Annotated in this window: 37 protein-coding genes and 1 pseudogene; 37 read left to right on the forward strand and 1 reads right to left on the reverse strand. The window is 43.1% G+C overall.

Annotated features, from left to right (window positions below; genetic code table 11):
* The first annotated feature begins 23 nt into the window (after window positions 1-23).
* From MHB43_RS08365 to MHB43_RS08540, 36 genes and pseudogenes are all read left to right on the forward strand, one after another.
* Window positions 24-527, forward strand: coding sequence for a DUF4188 domain-containing protein (locus tag MHB43_RS08365; RefSeq protein WP_405131722.1), 504 nt, complete (start codon window positions 24-26; stop codon window positions 525-527).
* Between the two features lie 24 nt (window positions 528-551).
* Window positions 552-1,052 carry a hypothetical protein gene (locus tag MHB43_RS08370; protein ID WP_405131723.1) on the forward strand — a complete coding sequence of 167 codons (501 nt, stop codon included), beginning with the start codon at window positions 552-554 and terminating at the stop codon, window positions 1,050-1,052.
* A 168-nt stretch (window positions 1,053-1,220) separates the two neighbouring features.
* On the forward strand, window positions 1,221-1,667 hold the full coding sequence (locus MHB43_RS08375; RefSeq protein ID WP_405131724.1) for a LytTR family DNA-binding domain-containing protein: 447 nt from the start codon (window positions 1,221-1,223) through the stop codon (window positions 1,665-1,667).
* Window positions 1,664-2,074, forward strand: coding sequence for a hypothetical protein (locus MHB43_RS08380; RefSeq protein ID WP_221822700.1), 411 nt, complete (start codon window positions 1,664-1,666; stop codon window positions 2,072-2,074). Before MHB43_RS08375 ends, MHB43_RS08380 begins: the two co-directional genes overlap by 4 nt.
* A 14-nt stretch (window positions 2,075-2,088) precedes the next feature.
* On the forward strand, window positions 2,089-2,511 hold the full coding sequence (locus MHB43_RS08385; RefSeq protein WP_405131725.1) for a hypothetical protein: 423 nt from the start codon (window positions 2,089-2,091) through the stop codon (window positions 2,509-2,511).
* Window positions 2,501-2,848, forward strand: coding sequence for a hypothetical protein (locus tag MHB43_RS08390; protein WP_405131726.1), 348 nt, complete (start codon window positions 2,501-2,503; stop codon window positions 2,846-2,848). Before MHB43_RS08385 ends, MHB43_RS08390 begins: the two co-directional genes overlap by 11 nt.
* A gap of 278 nt (window positions 2,849-3,126) precedes the next feature.
* Complete coding sequence (locus MHB43_RS08395) at window positions 3,127-3,636, forward strand: hypothetical protein (protein WP_405131727.1); 510 nt, start codon at window positions 3,127-3,129, stop codon at window positions 3,634-3,636.
* 67 nt (window positions 3,637-3,703) lie between these two features.
* Window positions 3,704-4,540: an adenylyl-sulfate kinase gene (locus tag MHB43_RS08400; protein WP_339183265.1), complete on the forward strand. Its 837-nt coding sequence runs from the start codon at window positions 3,704-3,706 to the stop codon at window positions 4,538-4,540.
* Between the two features lie 41 nt (window positions 4,541-4,581).
* The gene (locus MHB43_RS08405; protein ID WP_339183267.1) at window positions 4,582-4,767 is read left to right on the forward strand and encodes a hypothetical protein; all 186 of its coding nucleotides are present in this window, start codon (window positions 4,582-4,584) and stop codon (window positions 4,765-4,767) included.
* Entirely contained in the window at window positions 4,752-5,255 is a 504-nt protein-coding gene (locus MHB43_RS08410; RefSeq protein WP_339183269.1) for an NUDIX hydrolase, read from the forward strand. The genes MHB43_RS08405 and MHB43_RS08410 overlap by 16 nt, the downstream gene beginning before the upstream one ends.
* 253 nt (window positions 5,256-5,508) lie before the next feature.
* Complete coding sequence (locus tag MHB43_RS08415; protein ID WP_405131728.1) at window positions 5,509-5,832, forward strand: hypothetical protein; 324 nt, start codon at window positions 5,509-5,511, stop codon at window positions 5,830-5,832.
* A 20-nt stretch (window positions 5,833-5,852) separates the two neighbouring features.
* Window positions 5,853-6,053: a hypothetical protein gene (locus MHB43_RS08420; protein ID WP_405131729.1), complete on the forward strand. Its 201-nt coding sequence runs from the start codon at window positions 5,853-5,855 to the stop codon at window positions 6,051-6,053.
* Window positions 6,050-6,565, forward strand: coding sequence for a nucleoside deaminase (locus tag MHB43_RS08425; protein WP_405131730.1), 516 nt, complete (start codon window positions 6,050-6,052; stop codon window positions 6,563-6,565). Before MHB43_RS08420 ends, MHB43_RS08425 begins: the two co-directional genes overlap by 4 nt.
* 26 nt (window positions 6,566-6,591) lie before the next feature.
* Window positions 6,592-7,134 carry a GNAT family N-acetyltransferase gene (locus MHB43_RS08430; protein WP_405131731.1) on the forward strand — a complete coding sequence of 181 codons (543 nt, stop codon included), beginning with the start codon at window positions 6,592-6,594 and terminating at the stop codon, window positions 7,132-7,134.
* 19 nt (window positions 7,135-7,153) lie between these two features.
* Window positions 7,154-7,276 carry a hypothetical protein gene (locus MHB43_RS08435; protein ID WP_405131732.1) on the forward strand — a complete coding sequence of 41 codons (123 nt, stop codon included), beginning with the start codon at window positions 7,154-7,156 and terminating at the stop codon, window positions 7,274-7,276.
* Between the two features lie 69 nt (window positions 7,277-7,345).
* Window positions 7,346-8,251, forward strand: coding sequence for a PhzF family phenazine biosynthesis protein (locus MHB43_RS08440; protein WP_405131733.1), 906 nt, complete (start codon window positions 7,346-7,348; stop codon window positions 8,249-8,251).
* Between the two features lie 14 nt (window positions 8,252-8,265).
* Window positions 8,266-9,027 (forward strand): aminoglycoside adenylyltransferase domain-containing protein, encoded by a 762-nt coding sequence (locus MHB43_RS08445; RefSeq protein ID WP_405131734.1) that lies wholly within the window; start codon window positions 8,266-8,268, stop codon window positions 9,025-9,027.
* A 4-nt stretch (window positions 9,028-9,031) separates the two neighbouring features.
* Window positions 9,032-9,484: a GNAT family N-acetyltransferase gene (locus tag MHB43_RS08450; protein ID WP_405131735.1), complete on the forward strand. Its 453-nt coding sequence runs from the start codon at window positions 9,032-9,034 to the stop codon at window positions 9,482-9,484.
* A 53-nt stretch (window positions 9,485-9,537) separates the two neighbouring features.
* Window positions 9,538-10,377, forward strand: a complete 840-nt coding sequence (locus MHB43_RS08455) for a GNAT family N-acetyltransferase (RefSeq protein ID WP_339183288.1) — start codon at window positions 9,538-9,540, stop codon at window positions 10,375-10,377.
* A 32-nt stretch (window positions 10,378-10,409) separates the two neighbouring features.
* Complete coding sequence (locus MHB43_RS08460; protein WP_405131736.1) at window positions 10,410-11,000, forward strand: HD family hydrolase; 591 nt, start codon at window positions 10,410-10,412, stop codon at window positions 10,998-11,000.
* A 47-nt stretch (window positions 11,001-11,047) separates the two neighbouring features.
* Entirely contained in the window at window positions 11,048-11,503 is a 456-nt protein-coding gene (locus MHB43_RS08465; RefSeq protein ID WP_405131737.1) for an NUDIX hydrolase, read from the forward strand.
* Window positions 11,504-11,520: 17 nt separating this feature from the next.
* Window positions 11,521-11,850 (forward strand): HIT family protein, encoded by a 330-nt coding sequence (locus tag MHB43_RS08470; RefSeq protein ID WP_405131738.1) that lies wholly within the window; start codon window positions 11,521-11,523, stop codon window positions 11,848-11,850.
* A gap of 336 nt (window positions 11,851-12,186) precedes the next feature.
* Window positions 12,187-12,966 carry a hypothetical protein gene (locus MHB43_RS08475; RefSeq protein ID WP_405131739.1) on the forward strand — a complete coding sequence of 260 codons (780 nt, stop codon included), beginning with the start codon at window positions 12,187-12,189 and terminating at the stop codon, window positions 12,964-12,966.
* A 52-nt stretch (window positions 12,967-13,018) separates the two neighbouring features.
* On the forward strand, window positions 13,019-13,699 hold the full coding sequence (locus tag MHB43_RS08480; RefSeq protein ID WP_405131740.1) for a zinc dependent phospholipase C family protein: 681 nt from the start codon (window positions 13,019-13,021) through the stop codon (window positions 13,697-13,699).
* A gap of 98 nt (window positions 13,700-13,797) precedes the next feature.
* Window positions 13,798-14,220: a hypothetical protein gene (locus MHB43_RS08485; RefSeq protein ID WP_405131741.1), complete on the forward strand. Its 423-nt coding sequence runs from the start codon at window positions 13,798-13,800 to the stop codon at window positions 14,218-14,220.
* A gap of 27 nt (window positions 14,221-14,247) precedes the next feature.
* Complete coding sequence (locus MHB43_RS08490; RefSeq protein ID WP_405131742.1) at window positions 14,248-14,808, forward strand: GNAT family N-acetyltransferase; 561 nt, start codon at window positions 14,248-14,250, stop codon at window positions 14,806-14,808.
* A gap of 141 nt (window positions 14,809-14,949) precedes the next feature.
* Window positions 14,950-15,447: a PH domain-containing protein gene (locus MHB43_RS08495; protein ID WP_405131743.1), complete on the forward strand. Its 498-nt coding sequence runs from the start codon at window positions 14,950-14,952 to the stop codon at window positions 15,445-15,447.
* A complete protein-coding gene (locus MHB43_RS08500; protein WP_405131744.1) occupies window positions 15,444-16,988 on the forward strand; it encodes a PH domain-containing protein in 1,545 nt (514 codons plus the stop codon). The genes MHB43_RS08495 and MHB43_RS08500 overlap by 4 nt, the downstream gene beginning before the upstream one ends.
* 82 nt (window positions 16,989-17,070) lie before the next feature.
* The gene (locus tag MHB43_RS08505) at window positions 17,071-17,847 is read left to right on the forward strand and encodes a Cof-type HAD-IIB family hydrolase (RefSeq protein WP_339183311.1); all 777 of its coding nucleotides are present in this window, start codon (window positions 17,071-17,073) and stop codon (window positions 17,845-17,847) included.
* Between the two features lie 110 nt (window positions 17,848-17,957).
* A complete protein-coding gene (locus MHB43_RS08510) occupies window positions 17,958-18,128 on the forward strand; it encodes a YHYH domain-containing protein (RefSeq protein ID WP_094030640.1) in 171 nt (56 codons plus the stop codon).
* A gap of 37 nt (window positions 18,129-18,165) precedes the next feature.
* Window positions 18,166-18,828 carry an HAD family hydrolase gene (locus MHB43_RS08515; protein WP_339183313.1) on the forward strand — a complete coding sequence of 221 codons (663 nt, stop codon included), beginning with the start codon at window positions 18,166-18,168 and terminating at the stop codon, window positions 18,826-18,828.
* 257 nt (window positions 18,829-19,085) lie between these two features.
* Window positions 19,086-19,610, forward strand: coding sequence for an NUDIX hydrolase (locus tag MHB43_RS08520; RefSeq protein WP_339183314.1), 525 nt, complete (start codon window positions 19,086-19,088; stop codon window positions 19,608-19,610).
* On the forward strand, window positions 19,597-20,280 hold the full coding sequence (locus MHB43_RS08525; RefSeq protein ID WP_405131745.1) for a DUF3298 domain-containing protein: 684 nt from the start codon (window positions 19,597-19,599) through the stop codon (window positions 20,278-20,280). The genes MHB43_RS08520 and MHB43_RS08525 overlap by 14 nt, the downstream gene beginning before the upstream one ends.
* A gap of 155 nt (window positions 20,281-20,435) precedes the next feature.
* Complete coding sequence (locus tag MHB43_RS08530; RefSeq protein ID WP_405131746.1) at window positions 20,436-21,392, forward strand: IS30 family transposase; 957 nt, start codon at window positions 20,436-20,438, stop codon at window positions 21,390-21,392.
* Window positions 21,393-21,517: 125 nt separating this feature from the next.
* Window positions 21,518-22,540 carry a phosphotransferase gene (locus MHB43_RS08535; protein ID WP_339183322.1) on the forward strand — a complete coding sequence of 341 codons (1,023 nt, stop codon included), beginning with the start codon at window positions 21,518-21,520 and terminating at the stop codon, window positions 22,538-22,540.
* Between the two features lie 84 nt (window positions 22,541-22,624).
* Window positions 22,625-22,879 (forward strand): annotated as a pseudogene (locus MHB43_RS08540) (IS30 family transposase); the annotation flags it as partial.
* A 258-nt stretch (window positions 22,880-23,137) separates the two neighbouring features.
* Here the strand turns inward: MHB43_RS08540 and MHB43_RS08545 are convergent.
* Window positions 23,138-24,298 (reverse strand): glycosyltransferase family 1 protein, encoded by a 1,161-nt coding sequence (locus MHB43_RS08545; RefSeq protein WP_339183324.1) that lies wholly within the window; start codon window positions 24,296-24,298, stop codon window positions 23,138-23,140.
* 385 nt (window positions 24,299-24,683) lie between these two features.
* On the opposite strand from MHB43_RS08545, the gene MHB43_RS08550 reads away from it, so the two are divergent.
* Window positions 24,684-25,253, forward strand: coding sequence for a hypothetical protein (locus MHB43_RS08550; protein WP_339183326.1), 570 nt, complete (start codon window positions 24,684-24,686; stop codon window positions 25,251-25,253).
* Window positions 25,254-25,262 lie beyond the last annotated feature (9 nt).

The following is a 25,262-nucleotide window of genomic DNA, read 5'->3' on the forward strand; positions in this document are numbered from 1 at the left end:
TTTTGACGAGAAGGAGGGGTGACGTGGCAAACATATATAAGGGAAGATATTCCGCTCAGATTGAGGGAGAATTTGTTGTTTTTATCATCGGAATGAGGATCAATCGTTTGTGGGCTATACATAAATGGCTGCCTGTCTTTAAGTCTATGGGCCCGATGATTAAAGAACTGTATATGAATCCGGAGACCGGATTTCTGAGTACAGAGTATTTTATAAGCTGGCGTGGGGTGACGCTACTCCAATACTGGCGTTCTTACGATGAATTGGAGCAATACGCACGGGGTGGACTGCACTTGGAAGCTTGGAAAAGATTCAACCGCTCCATTGGTTCCGATGGAACTGTGGGGATCTACCATGAAACATACAAAGCTCAGTCAGGTTCCTTCGAGACCATATATGCCAATATGCCAAAGTTCGGATTAGCTAAAGCGTCTGAACATGTGCCAGCGACAGGCAGGATGGAAACATCCAGACGCAGAATGGGCGGAGAGAATGACCCGGCAGTGGAAGCACCAGAGAATCCTTAAACGTTGAACAGAGAGGAGAATGTTATGAAGGCTAGAGTGCGAGCAGAAGATGTACATTCAAAGCAACTTAGCTGGTTGTGTATTAAACCGATGCTTGTTTCTGTACGGGGCAGAGATATGGCCGCCAAAACAGAGATATACCGACAGTTACATGAAGGGCAACAAGCCCTATTTCTGTTCTATTCCTATCATAATCACACAAAGAGTCTGGCAGAGTTTTACTGGTTTTCGGCGTATAACATCATCGAGATCAAGAGTTGGAATGGGATTAAAAAAGGGATGCACTTTTTTCATTTAGATGAGATGGTGACTGTATTGGACCAGATTGAAAGTCTCATAACGGACAAAAATAAAGTGGGTGAAGAGTGGCGTGAGGTGTTAGCAACGGATCTGGAGAAGGACTCGATGTTACTCCAGAGAACAGAGGCATTGTATGCTGCATATCAGACTGCGGCAGAAGCAGCTATAACACACATGAACAAGATGATCCTGCAAAATCAGGAGATGTATCTGGAGATTGAGTAGCCTTGAATACTCTGGATGAGTACATAGAAGAACTGCTCCTATGGAGTGGTTTTTTTATTGTCTACGTCGTGCCGATGCAACAAACCTGCAAAATCATGCAACAAAACGCAATACAGTGGGATAGTCATAACTATGCTTGTAATATGAGTTGTGAGAGGAGGGCAACACGTGAAAGTCATTTTTGAAGAGAACACTGCAATTGAAAAAAGGGTGGTCAAAGTCGTTACTCATCCGGAGGAGAGGTCGAAGTGGGATCGTATTGAAAAAGCGATCGGCCAATCGGAAACCCAACTAACGGTCATCCATGCTAAGAATAATCGCAACGTACAGATTCAATTGAGCTCGGTGGTCGCCATTGAGTCAGAGGATCGGATGTGTTGTGTACGTGTGATTACAGGCGAGAGATACCTGCTTAACAAACGTTTGAAGTTTGTGGAAGAAGACCTGGATGACGTTCATTTTGTGAAAATTAACAATCAAACGATCATCAACACAAGGTATATCACCGCATTCTCTGCAACAGACCATGCTCGGATTAAGGTAGATCTGAGCGATAGCTCCAGTTACTTTGTCAGTCGATTTTATATTAAAAACTTTAGGGGGAAATTATCATGATGATGCAGCTTAGGCTGTCCTTTTTTCAAGTATTCACCGTTACTTCACTCTGGGTGACCTTGCTATTGACCCTATTCTATAATGATCAACCTATCGAAATGGGCTATCTGTGGAATATTGCCGGCATTTCAGCTATTGCCGCTGTGTTGTTTGGCGTGATGTACAATGCGCTCTGGAACCATTTTACGTTAAAACCGGTATGGAATATCGCCATTTCTTCCACATTCAATATTGCAGGAGGCATGGGGATTGTATGGTTATTCTCCACGGAAATGTTCCATTTGATTGCTCCCTGGTTCCCCGGCATGTGGTTGTTATCCATTGTGCTGCACATCATCGCTTTCTATTTTTATGCTAGAATGGATAGCAGGAAAAAAGCGGAAGAGTTAAATAACATTCTAAAGTAGCTAAGGAGAACAGCATGAACGAGGAAGAACTGCCAAGTTTGCATGACAACATCATCTTAAGTTACGAAGTTGATTTAGAGAACAATAGAATCAGGATGCGCACTCGTTCAAGTCATGCTGTACCGAAAAATATGGATGTCTTATTCTCTGGTGTAATGGCTCATGCGTTTGATATACCGCTCCATGGCAGCATTATTTTGGATCTGGATGAGTGGGATATAGAGCATTTTATTCCTTATAATCGAGAGTTGTTAGAATCGGGAAAGGGTAGTGGTTGGCCTGTCAATTATGATTCCTATGACGAATTGCAAATCCGGCTGATAGAGGAGAAATACAAGTATATGGTGATCTCATCCTCGTATGGATTGAATGGGTGGGTTTTGGCGAAGGGGATAGATATTTCTGTTCAAGAATCGGGTGAACGGGATGATGGGTGAGTACACCCAGCATGGTAGCAAGAGGGGCGCAGGACTAAAAACGTACATTGTTGTGTTTGCTGTTCTGCTCCTTATTCTAGTCATGACCAATCCAAGCGAAGAAGATTTTGTCGCATGGCTCGCAAGTGAACATAATATCCATTCTTCGTATAATGTGAAAGAAGGCAGGACGTTTATGCAGAAAATCGATGGTGAGGGAAGGAATCTTCATGTTAAAGGTGGACATATACGGCATATGGGGATCTTTTCAACATATGATTACCATTTTACGGATAATGAAAAAAGCGAGATCCAGATTGAAGCCATCGGTATAACGAACATGATATTTCATAGATAGATAGCCAGGTTGATGTTAGACAGTTGAAAAATTTGGATGAAAGTTCAGTTCATATCCACGCGCTTTGCATGATCAAACTCGTGCAGAGTGCGTGTTTTTTTGTGGCTAGTATTATATAAACAAAGTGCCTTATTTCGTTTATTCGCAAATCCCACATTATGGGTTATGATGTACCTTGAGAGAAAATTTTACATACATAGGAAGTCTTCGTTCTAAATTAAAGGCATTTAAGGCCTTTACCAGTGGAGTGTTATCGATGATTAAATGGAGGGCTGACTATGAAAAAGTTCACCGTAGTTTCATTATTTTTTCTACTTCTGGTTGCCTGTCAGAACAATGGAAACACTGAAGATGCACAGCAATTAATAGATTCCTCACCTCAAAATGTCACAGAAAAAGAGACACAACAGGAAGGAGAAATACCGACTTCCCAAGAGAAGGAAGACATCCCACCAGAGTATCTCGATGAAACAAACTATACTGGGGAGAAATTGGAAATCGTCAAACTTATGAACGCCCGAATGCGTTATTTATACGAAAAGGATGAAAAAGAATATATGAATCTTTTTGATCCAAAATCTCCTATATCGGGCATGGGAAGATACAAAGTTCGCAAGATTACTTCCATAAGCGATATTATCATTCAAGAGCAAAAGAAGCTCTACCAGGGGGCAGTAACGATTACTGAATTAAGAGAGAACGACAAGGAATATATTAATACGATGGTGTTTTGGAAAAAGAAAGCGGATGGCGATAACGCGCAATGGGTTATTGCAGATATTGATTGATAACATAGTTTCTGATACATGGAAAATCCATAACATCACACATAATGAAGAATAAGGATGATGTAAGATGGCTAGGCAACTAATACTCATTGAAGGATTGCCAGGTTCGGGCAAGTCGACGATTGCAAAGATGGTATCCGAAATCCTGATAGATCAAGGCAAGCAGGTGCAACTATTCCAGGAAGGAAACCTGGATCACCCTGCTGATTACGAAGGCGTTGTTTTTTATCTTGCTGAAGACTTCGAGGCCCTACTAACCACGTATGAAGATTACAGAGAGATTCTGGAAAGTAATGCGATTGCCTATGATCAAGGTGTTCTGATCCCATACCGTAAGATGAAAGAACAACGGGGAATAGAGCTTCCCGATCAGGTGGTGGGGGATATATTTAGCCGAGATATTTACGAAATTTCTTTTGCACAAAATGTAAAGCTGATCACCGAGAAGTGGCAGAAGTTCACTGAAAACCAGTTAAGCACGAATGATGACTGCATCACGATATTTGAATGTTGTTTTATCCAGAATCCACTGACCATGGGTCTTGTTAAATGTAATCAATCCAAAGAGCAGAACGTGCAGTATGTATTGGGACTGGGGCGTATCATTCATGCTCTGAATCCGCTTCTCATCTATATCGATCAGAAGGATATATCATATACATTTGAGAAGGCGGTCAGTGAAAGACCAAAAGAATGGTCAGAGGGCTTTATTGACTATTATACGAATCAGGGCTTTGGGCAAGCACAGGGTTATCAGGGTGTTCAGGGTACGGTACAGGTTTTGCAGGAAAGAAAGAAGCTGGAGTCCGAAATCTATGACTTACTTGAGATGGATAAGGTATGGCTGGATAATTCGGATTATGACCTCGAGGCTTGTAGGCGCAAACTAGAAAAGATTCTGTAATAACCTTAATGAAATACGAATACATACCGGAGGTTAGTTTTATGACATTTTATGAAGTAGCCCTAATTGCAACAACCGCATTCTTAATTATTATAGGTGTTCGAAGCAAACGGAAAGTAATTTTTAGATGGGGCATAGCCAGTTTGATTTTATTGCTCGTACTCATCATTCCGTCATTCATCATGGGATTCATGGATGGATTGTCCGATGGATGGTCAGCGAGATGAGTAATTCAGAAAACAAAAATATATCGTATGAGCAAAATAACAACAAATTCAACTTTCGTGTGGCAGGTATTGTGATAGACAAAGGAAGAGTTCTTTTGCATACGACTGAACAGGACGATTTCTGGAATCTTCCCGGAGGGCGGGTGGAATTGCACGAGACAACAGAAGCGGCTATTGTGCGAGAGATAGCGGAGGAACTGGGTGTTCATGTAGAAGCGCAAAGGCTCGCATTTGTTAGTGAAAATTTCTTTGAATATGATGGCCTGAAATATCATGAAGTTGGTTTTTATTATATCATCACATTGCCGGAAGCCCATAAGCTATATAGTGAAATTGAATTCAAAGGTCTAGAAGATAACGGTAAGTTAATTTTCAAATGGTTTTCTTTGGACGAACTAGAGCAGATGGAAGTCTACCCTGTGTTTTTGAAAAAGGAACTGAGTAACCTTCTTGATGCAAAAGGCATCAGACACTTCATTCAGAAATAGAGGGCTTATGAACATTACATTTATTCGTCATGGTCATGGTGAACACTTGATAGATTACCCTAACCGATTAAATTGCCTGCACCCTGGCCTCACTGAATTGGGAAAAAGTCAGGTTATAGCATTGCGTAAATAAGTCGTTTTTGCGCCTGAAGACGTCATTTTGGTTAGTCCGACGAAACGTACGATCGAAACAGCACTCCTTCTAATTCCTAACCAAAATCTTGCATTCTTCAGCCCGCTGGTTGGGCCAAGAATGTTTCCTCAGAATCCGGAGTTTGTTCCTTTCGTCTGCGATCAGATCTATACGAAGGAAGAACTCAGCAATCCGTACACTGACATAAGAATGATTGAATTGGGATTGGACTGTTGGGAAGAAAGTATTAATCAGATGAATGCACAACGATTCGGGATATTAGCTGAACAGCTTCTTGAATGGTGCAGGAAACAGAGTGGCAATACGTTTATCATTTCACATGACGGTACGATATCGAACTACAGGATTTTACTCGGAGAAAAAGGGTTAACCAAAAGTGATTTTCTTGGTGAAGCAGGACAGTACACGATCAGGAACTTTTAATGATTAAAGGAGAGCCCGTCATGACTCATTTTCCTAATGTAGAGACTGAACGATTGTACCTCAGAGAGTTAACCCTAGCAGATCGTCAGGTTGTTTTTGAGCATTTCGCTGAACCAGATGTAACCCGGTTTATGGATATTGAGCCTTGTCGTGACGTAAAAGAAGCAGAAGGAATCTGTTTTGTAAGGAACTATAACTGTACTCAGGGGGACGTTCAATGAAGTTATCGGATTATGAATATTTAACGTTGGCTCTGGAAGAAGCAGAACAATCACTTGTTGAAGGCACGTATCCAATTGGTGCGATAATTGTGGATGTGGATGGGAATGTCGTGAGTAAAGGCCGGAACCGAGTCTTCTCGGATTGCGACCCCACCGCACATGCTGAGGTGGACGCCATTCGTCAGGTAGGAAAACATTTGCTGGATGTAGACAATAAGAAGAGATTCACGAAGAAAGACCTGACGCTCTACACTACCTGTGAGCCTTGTCCCATGTGTTCTGGTACCATTTTAATGTCGGGGATTAAAAAGATTGTATGGGCAGCGGATGATGAAGAGTATGGAGGGCTTCGACGTTTCAAGGAAGGACCTCATTTTATTCATATGTTTGTCACGTTATCCTGTGTTGCAGCACCGTATCTTGATCTGGAAAACAGACAGAGAGCTTTGCTTGCCAAATGGAACATTGGTAGAGGTTTGCTTAATACAGAGTGGGAGATTCCCAAGCAATGATACTAATCCAAAGGGGATGAATTCACATGGAATTCGTGGGACAGAAGGTTAGAATAACAACAGTCACAGAACAGGACCTCGACTTTATATGTCAAATTGAATGTGATGCAGGCATATGGAGTTTTGAGGAAACTGTTGAAGCGGATGAGGAGAAGGTCCGTGAAAAATATCGCAGCCATTTTGCTGTCGCAGACGAGAAACCGTATGCCTATGATTTCGTTATACGCCGCTTGAATGATCCGGAAAATACGCCAATTGGTATCGTTCAAATGTGGAGTTATGTGGATTACCGAAAAAGCTGGGAACTTGGATTCGCAGTACTTTCCGACTATGCAGGGAGAGGATACGGGAGTGAAGCCACCCGACTTTTATTACAATTTGCGTTTCAAGAATTACAAGCTCATAAGGTCGTTGGCATGTGCAATTCACAAAACATTCGCTCAGCCGGACTGATGCAGCATGTGGGTATGACACGGGAGGCCGTCTTCAGTGAAGAACTATGGTGGAACAGTCAGTGGACAGACCAGTATTTTTTCTCGATTTTGGATAAAGAGCTTAAGCTAGTCTGACATATACGGAGGAACTAAGATGACTACGTTGGTACTGCTAAGTGATTTGGCTTTCGAATCTAACGAAAAATTGGATCAGAGAATACGAAGCTCGTTAACAGTAAGGCGGTCTATGCGTGCCAAGATGGTAGTGGGATTGTAATTGACGGTGAAAGTGTAGAGTTATATGGAAATGTGCATCTCGTAGATTACAAAGAAAGTGGGCCTTTTGATGAGTGATATTAAGGTATATCATTATGATGCTTTCTCTACAGTTCCCGGCCAAGGTAACCCGGCAGGAGTGGTTTTTAATGCTGATCATTTCAGTGAGACCGCGATGCAGCAGATCGCTTATCAAGTTGGATTTAACGAGACGGTATTTGTATTGAACTCTGAAATAGCTGACGTCAGATTACGTTATTTTACGCCAGGACATGAGATTAATCTGTGTGGTCATGCCACAATGGCATCACTGTATGGTTTGAAGACACGTGGTATGTTGGGTGACAAAGAGTTGATCACGATTGAAACCAATGTAGGCGTATTACCTATTCAATTTGAGCGAAATGGCGACACCATTTACATGGAGATGAAGCAAGATCAGCCGCGGTTTAACCCGTTCCAGGGTGATATCGAGAAGCTGCTAAGTACAATAAACTTAACTCTGGATGATGTGGACCTCTCTATTCCGATCGTTTATGGAAGCACTGGAACCTGGACGCTATTAATCCCAATCCGTGAACTGAACTCTTTTGTTAAAATGAAACCGGATTCTTCTTTATTCCCTGGTGTTTTGCTTGAGAATCCTAAAGCTTCGCTACATCCCTTTTGTTTTGAAACCCGTGATACCGATGCGATGATGCATGCGAGACATTTCTCTTCACCGTACTCAGGTACTACAGAAGATCCAGTGACTGGAACAGCCTCGGGGGTGATGGGTGCCTATTATTTAACCTATGTGAAACCGGAGATCGATGAGGTACAGTTTGTGGTAGAACAAGGGCATGAGATTGGAAGAGATGGAAAAGTTCAAGTGAGTGTAATTCGGGATGGTGAGGATATGGATGTTAGAATTAAGGGGACGGCTGTTTTTGTGCGTGAACTGAACATTGAATTGGAGAACGGATCTTCTACATAAAGGAGAGACTCTTGTTGAATGAAAAAACTGTTTTAGATAGCGTTACTTGTATGTTGAAAGAAGAATTAACGGATGCCTTGGTGGGAATCTATTTACACGGTTCTATGGCTATGGGATGCTTTCATCCGAATCAGAGTGATATCGATATATTGGTCGTTAGCCGGGAAAAGCGAACTGCCGATACCTATCGAAGGATTGCAAAAAAGCTAATGCATATTGAAGATGAGATGCACATTACGAAAGGCTTTGAACTCAGTATTGTACTGGAATCTACGATTGTTGCCATGTCATACCCTACTCCTTTCGAATTTCATTACTCTGCCTATCATCGGGAGAAATATCGAACGGATGAGCAATATCTATGTGGTGGATATGAAGATCCGGATCTGGTAGCACATATGGCGGTCATCTATAATCGAGGTATTGTGCTGGATGGTAAACCAATTAAAGATCTCTTCCAACCGGAAAATCGTGAACATATGATTGCCTCAATTACATCGGACGCGAGTTCAGCTATGGAAGAAATTGTGGACAACCCAGTCTACTATGTATTGAACCTGTCCCGGGTTCTCTTGTATGTGAAAGATTCAGTCATTCACTCCAAGCGAGAAGCAGGAGCATGGGCGCTCACAGAGCTTCCTTCTAAATACACGGACGTCATCTCACAATGTCTTGCAAAGTACAATGGTGAACTGGAGAATGTGAATTTGAGTGAAGCATTACTTCTGGATTATGCGGAATATATGTTGAATCAGATCCAAGTGAAGGGAGAATAACATTTTGCAAATTATTGATATTCGGCAGAAGCCGGACGTGCTGCAAGAAGCAGTACAGTATTTCTGGAAACAATGGGGCTCAGAATCCAGCTTCCATTTCTATCGGGATTGTATAGAGCGTTCTGTGGATACAGAGAGTGATGTGCCAAGATTTTATGTGATGTTGGACGGAGACCGAATTATCGGTGGGTACGCCTTATTACGAAGCGATCTGAATAGCAGGCAGGATCTCTTTCCCTGGTTTGCATGTCTTCATGTTGATCCAGAATATCGGGGCCAGAACCTGGGTGGACAACTTCAGACTCATGCAATGAATGAGGTGAAAGCGAAAGGGTATGACAAGCTGTACCTGTGTACGGATCTGACCGATTATTATGAAAAAAGTAATTGGACTTATATCGGTAAAGGATACCTGCTTGATGATGAAGAGACGAGAATCTATGAATATAAGATTTGATTGAGATCATCCATGCTGTAGGGCTCTGTCTCGAATTTGGGAGGAATGAACCAATGATAACCGAGATTGATAAACATGACTTCCACAAAGTAAAGCATCTCACGGATTCGTGTCAGAATATTGAAGTTAAGGCTGTGGTATCTGGCTTGAATCCGGGACGGATCTATGTCGATGATGCAGAGAATATAACTGCAGCTTTAATTTGGGTACAGGGACAATCTGGTTTTCAGTTGATTGGAGACTCTCGAAGTGGCCCCTTTCTGAATGAATTGAAAGAGTTCATGCAGGAACATATTGAACCTGAGTTATTGAACTTACATATTCATGCCGTTGAGATTGGTGTGGTGGACGAAGCCTGGGAAGATGTTCTTCAGCATATCTCCGGGAAAAGAGAGATCTCCAGTGATATTCAACATGTATTCAAATTGAATCCAGATCCTATAAGTCATCAAGTACCTATCGATATATATGCTTTTCAGGACGAGGAAGTCAGAATTCTCAGAATAGATCAAGTGCTATTAGGAGAGAAAAGGTATAACAATTCCTCTTTTCTGAAAGATAAAATCTCTCACTTTTGGACGACAATAGATGATTTTTTACAACATGGCTTTGGCTACATTGCAGTGCATAACGATGATATCGCGAGTGTTTGCTTTTCGGCATTTATTGCAGATCAGACACATGCGGTTGATATTGAAACGGTTGAAGTCTACAGAAGAAGAAATTATGGTGCGATGGTGGCAAAAGCATTTGTAGAAGAATGCAGTCGCGTAGACAAACATCCGTATTGGGATTGTTCTCCGGACAATGAAGGCTCAATTCGTCTGGCACAGGGTGTGGGCATGTCACTGGACTTTAACTATAAAGTCTACTGGTATGACCTCTCTATATAGATTGGGTATCGAATATGAAGGAGGATATACTGTTGAACGACTCATTACAGGATCAGATTCACTTTCTCATTGAAATTGATAAACTAAAAACGATTGAACGGAGAACAAGAATCATCCATGGGGATAGACTTGAAAATGATGCGGAGCATTCCTGGCATCTGGCGATGATGGCTTTGGTTCTGCAGAGTCACGCCAACAAGGATGTGGATATCCTCAAAGTCATTAAGATGCTTCTCGTTCATGATCTGGTCGAGATTGATACCGGAGATACATTCGCTTACGATACGGTGGGACAAACGGATAAATATGATCGTGAACTCAAAGCGGCTCATCGGCTGTTTGGTATGTTGCCTAAGGAACAGGCTGAAGAGCTACTCCAATTATGGTTGGAGTTTGAATCAAAGCAGACGCCTGAAGCACAATTTGCTTCATCTCTCGACCGGTTGCAGCCTCTAATCCACAATCATCAGAATGAGGGAGATACGTGGCAGAAATATAACATTACAAGTGATCAGGTATTAAACAGAAACCGTGAGATTGCGAACGGTTCCGAAACATTGTGGGAGTATGCGCAGCAACTTATTCAGAAATCTGTGGACCAGGGAATCTTGACCAAGTCATAAAGGATACGTTTTAACGTACGTACTTTGAAGATGGGGGAGAAGCATGTATGGGATATATCATGGAGCTAAGAAAAATGGTGGGCCCGCGTCCTCTAATTATGGCGGGCTCATGTGTACTCGTGTTCAATGAGGAAGGTCACCTGCTGCTGCAAAAACGTACAGATAGCTTGGATTGGGGGACACTTGGGGGATCAATGGAACCAGGGGAGTCGTTGGAGGAAGCAGCTGCGCGGGAATTGTATGAGGAAGCCGGACTGAGAGCGGAATCGTACAAACTCATTAGCGTCTTTTCTGGTGAGGACATGTACTATCAGTATCCACATGGTGATGAAGTTTACAACGTCATGGCTGTTTATGAAGCTGCAGGCATCAAGGGCAGCCCAACCATTATGGATGATGAAGGGCTGGAACTCCGATATTTTGATCTGAATCAGCCGATCCCTGAGATCAATCCGTTTACGGAATATGTATTGAAGAAGGCAGGATATATCAGAATTAACTAGTAAGAGGAGGGTATATTATGACGCAGGACTTCTATTGTGATGAGGTGCTGAGTGGTAAAACGCAAGTCAAAGTTGTCATGGAAACAAATAACGTTATGGCTTATCATCACACTCAGCCTTACTACACGCATCACATCGTGGTGATTCCCAAGATTCATATCCAATCCTTCATTTCAGAAGAAGAAGAGAATAATGATGAGCTACTCTTAGAAATGATGCAGGTCATTAAAAAAGTAGCTGCTGACTTGTTAGCTCAGACAGGAGCATCCAAGATTGTGACGAACCTGGGCAACTATCAAGACTCGAAGCATCAACATTGGCACATAGTCAGTGGTGAACGAACTTAGGAAACTGTATACCGGATTATAAATCTTCCACCTTCTCGCACGGGTGTGGAAGATTTTTTTATTTTTAACTGATAAGCACGCTAAATCATCCTTACATCTACCAGAAAAGTTAACTGAGGAAAAATATGCTAAAATAGGGAGTGAACATTTAAAAGGTTCAATTAGGAGGAATAATGATGATGTTTGGTTCTATCATTACAATATTAGAAACGCGGAGAGCGATTCTAACGTTCACCATCTCATACTCGAACAGAATTATCATTTTTCTCTCAGTGTTTTATCTTTCCTGTTCTAGTATGATTAACGCATCATCCCAGTAAAGAGAGGGTTAATAACATGGAAGCTTTTTTAGAGCAAATTAACGAGTTAAACGAGCTTCAGAAAGATTTGGTCAGCATACATCCTTTATTTGCAGAACATTATCCAGTGGTTGTAGCCTATGAGGCTTTATTATATATCTATGATTATTCGTCCAAAACACAACAATATGAGTGGGTGAAGACGGTTCCAGATGATTTATATATTCCAGATGAATGCCTGGCTGCGATGCCTGTGCATCATATGGATGGACGAATGTGCGCGATTGTAACGGATGCAGCTTTTAAAGATCTGGAGCAGAAAGTCTATCTATTCCACGAATATGTTCATTGTTATGTATATGAGAAATATGATGGACGGATCGTGAGCCGTCTCCAGATTAAGCATAAAATGGACCAACTGAAGCGCGTAACATGGGAACTGGATTATGAGTTTCCGTACGAAGATGAAATCGTTGTGGAGCGGATTAACTCATTGTTGTCTGCGTTGAAGAGTAAGGACCTAACGGAAGTGCAAACAGCTAGAAAGGCACTGTTCGGTTCATTAAATGAAGAACAAGCCGAGTACTGGAGCTGGCTGGAATGGAACGAAGGTTACGCAAGGTATGTTGAGAATCTGATTCGGGGAAAATTTGGACAGGAAAGCAATCATTTTGGAGATACAGTTCCGTTTAATCGTCTAGTATTCTATGAGTGTGGGTCGGAATATATTAGTCTGCTCGCACAGGAACAGCCGGAGTACCATACGGATCTGGAGCAATTGTTTGACCGGATGCAATTGGAGAGAATCAAGGGTTAATCACTTTTTCCTCAGTATAGTAGAATATTCCCGATAAAAGGAGATCATCTCTATGCCGCTACCTATGGTTCATCTCAATATTGCTAATCGAATTGCAGACTCTCTGCAAGTGCAAACTGATCGAGGTTCATTCTATCTGGGGAATATCGCCCCGGATTCTATACATATGCGTGAAGGTACAACCAGAGACGATAAGGAGTACACCCATTTCAATCCAAAGGATGAAGGGGATCACGTTGGTCGACTGCAGGAACTCTACTCATCCTATATGCAACATCTCATCGATGAAGGATGGAAGTGGTTTGTGCGTGGGTACTTTATGCATGTGCTGACAGACTATTACTGGTTCCGAAGTGTGCATCCTGAATTCGTCGAACGGGTCAACAAGGTAGACCAACATAGAGGCATTAGCAGATCGAAGGATGAACTGGCGCGATTATATTACCAGGAGACGGACCAGATCGATTTCAATCTTTATCAAGGTTCAAGTTGGAGTGAAGAGGTATGGCATGTGCTCAACAGTTCACCAGGTTATGACATGACGGATCGTTTAACTGCTGACGAGATTATTCGCTGGCGGGACCACACGTTTTCTTTTCTGAATGGGGAAGAACCGGGAATTACTCCTGAGTTCATCACGGGTGCTAGGGTTCAAGTATTTGTGGAAGAGACCGTACAGAGACTGACCGCTCTGTTGTCTTCGTGGGACCCAGAGTTACGTAACTTGACATGACTACTGATAAATAGTTCAGTTTGGTCACTAGATGCTGTAATCATTACGTCTCTATCCAGTACGTCTCTATTCATTACGAAGTCAGGGAGGCAGGTGGTATGGTGAAATATGTAGGTTTCTTGATGGTACTCGTCATTGCTACGTTCATTACAGGGTGCAGTCAACCGAATGAAGTGGATTCGGAAGAAGGTCTTCCTGTGCTGATCACCTTAACCTGTAATCCAGACTTCACTTTTGAACCATGTCAAGATGTTAAGTTTGATCGATCTGACGAGATACGGCACATGATGGAGGCCATACATAAGGCAGAGCGTTTGCCGGGCAATCTGAATTATGGCACACAGTACAAGATGAGTATAACGAATGCGGATGGCTCGGTAACGCGGTACGATTTTTCATTAGGAATGGACTCCGAGATGCAAGGTCTGTTAGTAAACCAGGAAGACACCTCAACGGGATATAGCATATCTCTTGAGGATTCGAACCAATTAAGAAGATTGATCCAGCGACGTACAGATTAAGAAGGTATATGGAATGGAGAAGAACCTGTGGATGACAAAATTATCATTAAACCTTTGACGCGATCGGATGCAGAGGGAGCGTATCAGGTGTTCGAGACAACCATCCCCGCGGCATTCAAACAGGAGGGTATAGGCTCCCTTAAGGATGATATCCAGGATGAAATAGTGCATAAGAAAGCATTGATTCACACTGCATTGCAGTCAGATCACAACAAGGAAGCAAGGGTATTTTTCCTCGTGGCCAAAATGGGTAAGTCCATTGTAGGCACAATCTCGTATGGACCTTGTGGTGAAGAGATACGAGAATGTACAGATCACCGGCTGAACGATATCGGAGAACTGGGTAGCTTGTACGTTTTGCCCGAGGTTCAAGGTCAGGGGATTGGTTCGGCGCTTATTCTCGCACTGGTTACTGAACTGCAGCGGCTGGGCATCCAGCAATTCTGCCTGGATAGCGGTTACCAGATCGCACAGAAGAAGTGGCAACGCAAATTCGGTGAACCCTATGTCGTGGCGAAGAACTACTGGGGCGAAGGAACAGACCATATGGTTTGGTTATGTGAAGTACAGAATTTTACAGTAAAATAAACAATAGAGATGACGACCTGTATCACACAGGGGTCATCTCTTTTACTAACTAACGGAATCTTTCTGCATCGATCGTGGACGATTGTTCGTAGAGTGTATTATGTGTGTTAATATGTACCCGAGGAAAAAAGGAGTGAACATATGTCAATCCAGTGGAATACACCCGAGCAACGGCTCTCCCCTCATGCGGTAAACTTGTGGAGAATTAGCGCCATCATATGGAATGTGATAGGCTTTCTGATACTTGCCGTACTGTTAATCCTCGACTCCATCTATGGATGGAAGACGTGGATTGGATGGATTTTGTGGGGCGTTACGGCCATATCTGTGCCTTATGCGGTGTGGGATATCTTCATCCAGCCTTCATGGTTATACAAGCATTGGTACTATGATGTGAATGAGGAGTTCCTGCAACTGAAGCATGGGGCGCTAACCAAGGTACATCAGATCATCCCCATGGCGAAAGTGCAATCGGTTACAACGAATCAGGGACCTTTGATGCGAAAATATGGACTCTATTCCGTATCGGTGGGCACGATGGGTTCATCGCATGACATCCTGGCATTGCCAGAGGAAGTAGCGCTTGCACTCCGTCATCAGATTGCGTCCTACGCGCGGATTAATGAGGTGGATGAATGATCGATATGAAGCGACATCATCCATTAACCATGCTGTGGAGTTTGTGGAAACTGGTGAAAAATTCGTTTGCGATCATCCTGTTTTTGTTTATTTTCCGTCAGGGCTCAGAGTCCCAATGGGTTTTCTATGGAAGAATCGCCTTTTACATCGGGATATCCATCAGTATTATTTCGATTATCTTGAAGTGGTTTACCTCTCGTTACACAGCAGATGATACGGCCTTTCATATCTACAGTGGTGTGTTCAACCGTACGCGAAGAACGATCCCATACACGAAGGTCCAGAATGTGAATCGTCATACGACGCTGTTTCATCGTTTGTTCCGGGTGACGTCAATTCGATTCGAGACCGGAATTAAGGGAGAAGATGCTACCTTTCAGTTACCCGTTGTTTCACTTTCCGAAGCGGAACAGCTGGAGAAAATTGTAGCAGGTCACATGGCTGAAGAAGCAGAGGAACATGTTACGATAGATGTAGATGAGTCCATCGAAGAGGGAGAGGAGCAATCTGAACCTGTTGTAACGGATGAAGTCATGTCACTACCTGCAAAAGAAAAACAGGAACGGGTTGTTCATTATCATTCCACTCGCAGAGACATATTGAAAGCATCCTTTACGTCGCTTAGTTTTCTCGTACTGATTCCGGTCCTGGCTACGCTCTATTCGTGGGTGAAGGACTTCTTCCCAGATGAGGAAGTAACGGAAAGTTTGTTATTAACCTGGCTCGATTCCTGGTGGATTGCCGGTTTAATGATTGTAGTTTTATTGATCATATCTATTGCTCTGGGCATTGTCAGAACGTTTGTGAAATATGGAAACTTCCAGATTACCTCGGATGCCAAGCGGATCTATATTACGAAAGGCATGATGGAGCAAACGTCATTTTCAATCCTGAAAGAGCGAGTCCAAGCCGTGAAAATTACACAGTCTCCGATGAAAAGGCTGCTTGGATTAGCCGAAGTAGAATTGACTACTGCAGGTAGTTTGGGAGAATCCGATCATGAGGTGAACTCGCTCTATCCATTCTTGCCTGTGAAGCAAGCCTATACCATGATAGAGGAGATTCTACCATCCTATCGGGTCACACAGGAGATGGAAAAACTTCCGAGAATATCATTATGGTTGCGCCTGCTCAAACCAAGTTGGGGATGGATCATTATCACGGGTTTACTGTGGTATTTCAAACCATTCGTGTTAGGACAGAAGCATGCCTGGTGGATGATTTCGGCGATTCTGTTAGTATGGATTGCAACATGCAGAGTGGTGGACTTTTTCCATACCAGATACACTCTGAATCAGAATTTCATTCAACTTCGGAGCGGCGCGCTCACGTCAACCCTCTTCATCTCCAAACGTGAGAAAGTCATCGAAGTGCAGATCACCCGTAATGTGTTACAGCGTTGGTTCGGTGTTGCGTCCATTCATACGGTAAACCGCGCCAAACCTGTTCTGCATCATCGCGCACATGACATCCCCTTGGATACGGCGGAATCATTTCAATCATGGTACATGGGACGTACCAAAGATGTTCAGACCCGTTAAACGTAAGAGCAAGTGCAGGAAGACCGCATCAGGTTATTCTGTACTTGCTCTTTTTACTTGAAGAAAGAGGAGGAAGAATATATTGATTAAAGCTGTGTTCTTTGATGTGGACGGTACATTGCTGAGCGAAGTGGATCGGAGTTTATCACCTCATACAGCAGAGTCGATCAAGGACTTGATTCGTAATGGCATTCAAGTCGTACTCGTCACAGGTAGACCCCTTAATTTATGTGAAGAATTCCGGAGTCTCGGAATCGATATAATCATTTCGGCCAACGGAGCATTGATCAAAGCAGGTGATGAAGTGATACATAAGTCAGTTCTTTCTGCACAGATGGTTAGAGAATTTAGCGAGTTTGCCGAATTGCAAGGGCGTAGTATTTCATATTTTACCGAGTCCTTCGAGATGAACGGGTTGTGTACAGCAGATGGTCGTGTTGCTGATGCATTGAGAGATACGCTTGGACTGGCGGATTCCCCACAGAAAGTCAGCACGTTGGAACAGGACGTATACTGCATCTGCTTATATGCGGATGAGGCAGAGACGGAGAAATTTCAATCCAGATTTCCTTCCATACGATTCGTGAGATTCCATCCGTATGTAGTGAATGTGCTGGAAGCGAGCGAAGTCAGCAAATCTACAGCTGCAGGGAAAGTTCTCGACTATCTGAAGATAACCAGAGATGAGACGATGGCCTTTGGCGATGGGGAGAATGATGTGGATCTGCTACTGTATGCGCGAATCGGAATTGCGATGGGAAATGGCGGAGAACGAATTAAACAAAGCGCCGATTATGTTACCCTGCGGGCAAGTGAAGACGGAGTCACCCATGCGTTGAAGCAATTTAAGATTTTATGAGAATGTACGGATAAAAAAAGATGAAGGATATCCCAATTGTGGATTTTCATGTAGAATGATATAGCACGTATTAAGCCCTAAAGCATAGGGTGTTTATCGAAGGGTAACTTATGAAAAAGGTTGTTATTGTAATCCTGTCTCTTGTCGTGCTTGTGGGTGTATCCTCTTCCGCTTATGCTCATCCAGGCAGACTGGATAAGAACGGTGGACATAACTGTTCAGCCAAATCCAAGCAAAAGGGTCTATGCACGGGTTATCATTATCACAAAAAGAAAAAATAAGCACGGCTTCTCATTATTGGACTGGGGGAAAGAAGCGATGGATCATATTAAAGCGGTTATTTTTGATTTGGACAATACAATCCTGAACAGAACGATGACCTTTGACGTATTCACGCAGAGCTTGATTAAGACTTATTTTGGTCATCTAGAATCAACCGAAGATATCAGCAAGCGGATTATTGAACTCGACCAAGATGGTTATAAGGACAAACCCCTTCTTTTTAACGAGTTACTACATGAACTACCTTGGGCAGAGCATCCGCCACATGCAGAACTGATGGAGTTCTATGGCAGAGAGTATGTGCGAAGTTCAGTTCTGATGGAACAGGCGCGAGAAGTTGTTCAGCATCTCAGAGGGAAATATCGTACCGGGTTAATTACCAATGGGCAGACCGATATTCAGTATGGGAAAATCGATCAACTCGGTATCCGGGAGGATTACGACCATATTATTGTTTCAGAAGAGGCTGGAGTCAAAAAGCCCGATCCTCGGATCTTTCAGCTTGCACTCGATCATTTCGGTCTTACTCCCGAGCAGTGCATCTACATTGGCGATCATCCGGTGAACGATATTCAAGGAGCGGCAAGCGTTGGCATGAGTACGATCTGGATGAAGGTTAACCAGCCATGGCAGGACACCATTACGACTGGTCCTTTACATACGATTGAGCATCTAAGTGAGCTAAAGGAATTACTTTAGAAACGGTTATATAAATTGAATATAACATTTACACCAAACGGAGAGGACAGAAAGAACCTGAAGAAGCATAAACCTCGCCTTTATCCCCGGATTTACCCTTTAGGAAAGGAATCAAAAAAATCTGGGGATAACAGTGATCGGAAGGTTGTTCTGTCATCGGAGTGTCTAGTGTAAATATTCTTTAGTTCAGTTTATATAGACAAGTAGATTCCTATAATTACAGTTTGGAAAGCGAGGTACATATGGAGATTAGACAGATGGCTACAGCATTTTTGAGCAATGGCTCAGACATGCTGATGATGAAGAAGGCGGGTAGCAGATTGTTTGATTTTGAATTCTGGGGTGGCATTGGCGGACATTTGGAACAAGGGGAACTGAACACGCCCATGACCGCCAGCTATCGGGAGATTGAAGAAGAGACCGGATTCAAGCAAGCGGATGTCGAACACTTTCGGCTTCGATATATTCTGTTAGAGGTTAACGGTGGTGAGATTTGGCAGCAGTTTGTATATTTCGGAGAGACGAGTCATCGACGGTTTGTACCCTCGGATGAAGGGGAGTTGTTCTGGATACCGCTGGATGAGGTGCTGGATTTGCATGCGTCTATTCTGGTCAAAGCGACGCTCAGGCACTATTTACAGCATCCGGGAAACGAACAAATCTGGATTGGCAACGTCCAGAACGGAGCAGACCTAAAGGGTACTCCACAGGTAATATGGAACAGAATGCAAGAAACGATATCATTTGAGCCAAAGGGGTTTGTTGATAATGTGGGAATATAGAACTGGAATAAAAAAATTCAGATGGATAAATTACCTTATGCTCATTGTACTGATTGCTATAATTCTTCCGATTAATCATGTAGAGGCAGCAAGCACGATTACAGTGAAAACGAAGATCCAGTATTACAAAGGACAGCAATACATACATCTTACAGGTGGAAAGAAATCTGTGACGGATATGCTGAACAAGACATTTAAACTCCACGCAGTCAAGGCAGCTAGCCTGGACAAAGAAGACAAGAAATTAAACAAGAATTATTCCTTCACTACCATGGCCAGTGTAAAATACAATGCAAAAGAAAAGATATCTGTGGTGTATGAAGATCATATGTACGCTGGGGGAGCACATGGAATGGATGCGACAAGGTCATATAACTATGACTTAAGAACGGGGAAAGAACTGAAGCTAAGCGAGTATGTCAAAGACGATACTCAGATGAAGAAGGTAGAGAAATCAATCTCAAACAGTCTATTAGCCATGTATAATGCAGGAGTTTCTATTTTTGAAGAAAATATTTATGATTCTCAGCTTGATCAAACATCTGAATTCTTTTTATATGATAAAGGGATTGTCATCCGATTCCACCCTTATGAGGTTGCACCCTACGCTAAAGGATTTGTAGATATCAAAGTCCCGTTCAGTAAATTCAACACATATACGATGCAATAAAAGGCATGAATCAGTTTAAGGAGTCATGTCTTTTTTCTATATGACGGATTGTAATATGAAGTGCGACACCCTACTGAAATAAAAAAATGGCTCACAGCCTGATTCGTGTAGAATGAAAGTTACCACACCAGCATTCACACAAGGAGAATCAGTCCATGAGTTATTCACATCTTAGCATAATCGAACGCAGCAAGCTAGAAATCCTCCACAGACAAGGCAAAAGCTCAAGAGCTATTGCAAAAGAACTGGGGAGACATTCGTCCACGATTTGCCGCGAACTAGATCGTGCTAATTCATCGTATCCCTATCAGGCAGAACACGCTCAGAACGCTTATGAGAAGCGTCGTCAATCCTCTGTTTCTTCAGGTAAATGGTCAAGCACCTTAGCTGCTTCACTGGAGGAAAAACTGAAGGCAACGTGGTCTCCGAAACAGATCAATCAACGCTTCCGTACCGAAGGCTTGCCAGCAGTATCCTTCAAAACGATCTATCGCTGGATCTACGCAGGTCGACTGGTTCAAGGCACGTTACAGGTTCTTCGGCACAAAGGAAAGCGTCAGAAACCCGCAGAAACTCGCGGTAAATTTGCCATTGGCAGATCCATTTCGGATCGTCCCCAAGAGGTTCGTTCTCGTGAAACGTTTGGGCACTGGGAACTGGATACCGTCGTATCTAGTCGTGGGAAAAGTAAAGGATGCATAGCCACGCTCATTGAACGCAAAACCCGTCTATATACCGCCATTCTCATGCCTGATCGCACTGCTCTGTCTATGGAAATTGCGCTTGGTGTAGCCATCTCACAGTATCCCACAGGCACTTTCCTCACAGCCACGGCTGACCGGGGAAAGGAGTTTGCATGCTATGCCAATCTGGAAACAAGCCATGACCTGCACGTTTATTTTGCTGATCCATATTCGTCTTGGCAACGCGGTTCCAATGAGAATGCGAATGGATTGCTTCGAGAGTTTTTCCCGAAAGGCACCGATCTCGCTCAAGTCGAGGATGAAGATCTTGCCAGTTCACTAGATCTAATAAACCACAGACCACGAAAATGCTTGGGTTGGAGAACCGCTCACGAATCTTTCACAGAGGAACTGTCGCACTTGGTTTGATAATCTGTCGTAAGTATAGTTTAAATTAAATTGTTTATTACATATTTCCAAGCTTTTACTATCGTTATAATAACATATAAGAGAAGTAGTTAATTTACTTCATAAAAATTGCAGGGGGATAACAAATGAATGAATTTTTTAGATTTGATACTGATGAAGAACGGCGGGCGTTATTAATCAGAGCAAGGAAAGTCGCTTTATCTGCAATTCGAAAGTATGACGTAGAATGGGATAACATCCAGTTTATTCAACTATCCGGCGATACGATCACGTATAAAATTGAAACCAGTACAGATAACAATTATTTACTTCGCATTCATTCGGACCGATTAAGCAGAGAGGAAATTCGTTCGGAACTCCTACTGTTACAAGCACTGAACAAATCGAAAGATCTAAAAGTACCAGAAGGGATGGCAAATTGTGATAGTATTTATGTATTGGACATCGAAACAGAGACAGGATATAGGCGCCCTTATATAACAATGATGCGATGGATAGAGGGTGAAAAAGTTGTAGGTGAATTTACAGATAGTCAAGCATATAATATAGGTGTATTGATGAGCAGGCTCCATGAAGCAGCAAAGGATTTCAATCCACCTTCTGATTTTGTAAGACCTACTTGGGGAGTAGAAAGTTTTAAACGTGAAATGGCTAAGTTGGAACGTTACTATGAGCGTTTTTTATCCGAAGAGGGATGGAAGCTGTATCAAGATGCAGCTGAGAAGGTTGTATCCCAACTTACCACGATGCATCCAAGTGAACATAACTATGGGCTCATTCATGCTGATTTACATACCGGTAATATGGTTTTTGAGGATAATCAACCCTATCCGATTGATTTTGGAAGATGTGGGTACGGATATTATCTCTACGATATGGCAGGCACCATATTGGAGCTTTGGCCAAAGCATCGATGGATGCTTATCCAAGGTTATGAGAGTATTAGGAAGTTGGAAACCGACTATATTCGGGATCTGGAATGTTTTTTTGTCATGTTCATGATCGAGAACTGCTGCCATCACGCCTCTGATCCAAGAGAAACAACCAGTTTAATCGATGAACAAAAGTATGCCCAAGCATACATAAGAGAATATTTAAATGGTAATCCATTTTTATTCGAAGTGATCGAGCCTGTAAATGTGGATTAATACTAACCGATACCGGGCTAAAATAATGATATCTTATGGTGATGATTTACAATAGGTCGCTTTTTAGAGTGTTTGTTCATAACATGCTATGCCAATCTGGAAACAAGCCATGACCTGCACGTTTATTTTGCTGATCCATATTCGTCTTGGCAACGCGGTTCCAATGAGAATGCGAATGGATTGCTTCGAGAGTTTTTCCCGAAAGGCACCGATCTCGCTCAAGTCGAGGATGAAGATCTTGCCAGTTCACTAGATCTAATAAACCACAGACCACGAAAATGCTTGGGTTGGAGAACCGCTCACGAATCTTTCACAGAGGAACTGTCGCACTTGGTTTGACAATCTGTCATATACAATCATTCGAAATATTTTAAATAATTCCAATAAATGAGGCTCTATGTGTCTACATACCGTGTAACAGCTCAACCCATTCCAAGATGTAGGTTTTGTTATGAAGTGTATTGGAAACATGTTTCAGGCCGACTGTAGTAGCGTGCAAATGCTGCTACGGTCGGCCTGAACGGGGCGAACCAGTTTAACTTAACAGAGGGCAGAGGCGGTTATTATGGGTTGTTGGAAGAAGCTGATTTCGTCCGACTACGCTGTAATAATTCGATCTTTCGTTCGTCTGTTCCGATGTTCGATAGCCTCCTCATAATCCCCGATTAGTGTATCAAAAATATGCTCCCACGACCGCTGCTCAGCCAGCTTTCTGCCTTCCAGTCCCATTATCCTCAATTGGTTCACGTGATTTCCCCAGAGACATATCTCCCGAATCAGTGCATCAGCCTGACCTGGCTCGAATAATACACCGTTACGGTGGTGGGATATCAGATCCTTTACACCTCCGGCATTGGCCGCCACCACAGGGAGTCCGGAAGCCATCGCTTCCAGTACCACATTGCCAAATGTCTCCGTAGAGGAAGGAAACACAAACAGATCTGCCGAAGCATACATAACAGCAAGTTCTTCGCCATGCATATATCCTGTAAAGGTGACATTGGATGGGGATTGCAGACGCATTTTGGGGAGAGATGGGCCGTCGCCAACGATAATCCAGTGTACACGGGACTGCATTTCCTGGGGCAGCTGCTGCATGGTAGTCGTGAGCGTAGCGATATCTTTTTCCGGGGCAATGCGTCCAACGTAGAGTAGAATAAGGGGAGCGGTGATGTGGTATCGTTCACGGATATCCGAGCTGCGTTTATCAGGGAAGTACAGGTTGCAATCAATCCCGCGAGACCAAAGTTTCAGACGTTGAATGCCCTGGGCTTGCAGGGTGTTTAATGTTTCCTGCGATGGAGTCAGTGTTGCATCACAGGCGCGGTGGAACCATTGGATATATTTCCAGTAGAGCGGAATCATACTTTTTAACCGGTAGTATTCGAGATAACGATCAAAGTGGGTATGGTAGGAGACAACATGCGGAAGATGGTGTTTGAGTGCATACCTCAGGCCAAGCAGCCCCATATTAATAGGCGTAGCGATATGCAGCAGATCGGGCTGAAAGGCTTGTAGCTGTTTGTGTGTGTTTGCTCTGTTGGGTAGAGCAATGCGGCATTCGGGATACAGAAAAAAAGGGATGTTGGCAACCGATCGAACTTGAGTCTCATGGCTTCCTTCAATGACGGAGTTCGGAGTAAACAGCAGATGTTCAATTCTTCTGCGGTTCAGATGGTTACTCAAGCGGTGGAGCGTGCCAGCAACACCATTGGTTTCCGGAAGATAGGTGTCTGTGAACAAGGCCAGGCGCATCATTACCCCTCCCAAGACTCGTGATGCCAAGATCATAACAGCGGAACATTTTCCAGAGGTCAAGTGCACGTTAACTTGACGATATTCCCTGTAAAATGACTTCTGCACGAACATGTAACTTCCATAAGTTCAACTTATATAGCGTATTCTGCTATGATGTAATAACGTGTCGGCGTAGTTGAACTTGAAATTTACACGAAACGGAGAGGGCAGAAAAAAACTGAAGAAGCGGAGCGTTCGCCTTTATCACCGGATTTTACCCTTTAATAAAGGGATTGAAAAAATCTGGGGATAACAGCGATCGGAAGTTTATTCTGACCGCGCAGTGGTCCAGTGTAAAAAACACGTTCAAACTATTTAGACAGAGAGATACAGGAGGCAGAGAAAGATGAATAAGTTACAAGAAGAGTTGCAGGAGTTGTTATCACTCGATCAGCTTGAAGAGATGTCGGGTGAAGAAGTGGTGGGGAGTGTTGCCATGGACCTGTATCGGGCTGAATTTTCGACGATTCGAGAAAGTGGGCCGGAACTTCCGCAAGTATTGCAAGATATCATTCTAATCATTGATCTGGATACCGAGCTGTCCATGAACGGGATGACCGGTTTCCTTGAGAATATCAGCGGACAGTATCTCGGTGAGACAATAGCAGCGATGGAGCGGATCGGCAATGATGCAGATGTCGTGATCCTGAAGAAAATAGAGCAGATGTTGTCCGAAAGCGGCGTAACGCACGGGCAATTACGAGATAATGTGAATGGCCTGTCTGAAGACGATATCACGACAAGCCTGCAAACACACGGGGAACAGATTCATGAGGTATTGCAGCAGATTGAACTGGAAGCCGCGAATTTGAGCATGCAATCGGATAACGAAGAAAGCTTCGACTTTCTGTATCAATATGTGGATGAAAATAAAGATCGTTTAAAACAGGAAATGCAGCACATCTTGTCTAATTGAATCGGGAAA

Source organism: Paenibacillus sp. FSL H8-0317 (genome assembly GCF_045040685.1).
In the GTDB taxonomy this organism is placed as follows: Bacteria; Bacillota; Bacilli; order Paenibacillales; family Paenibacillaceae; genus Paenibacillus.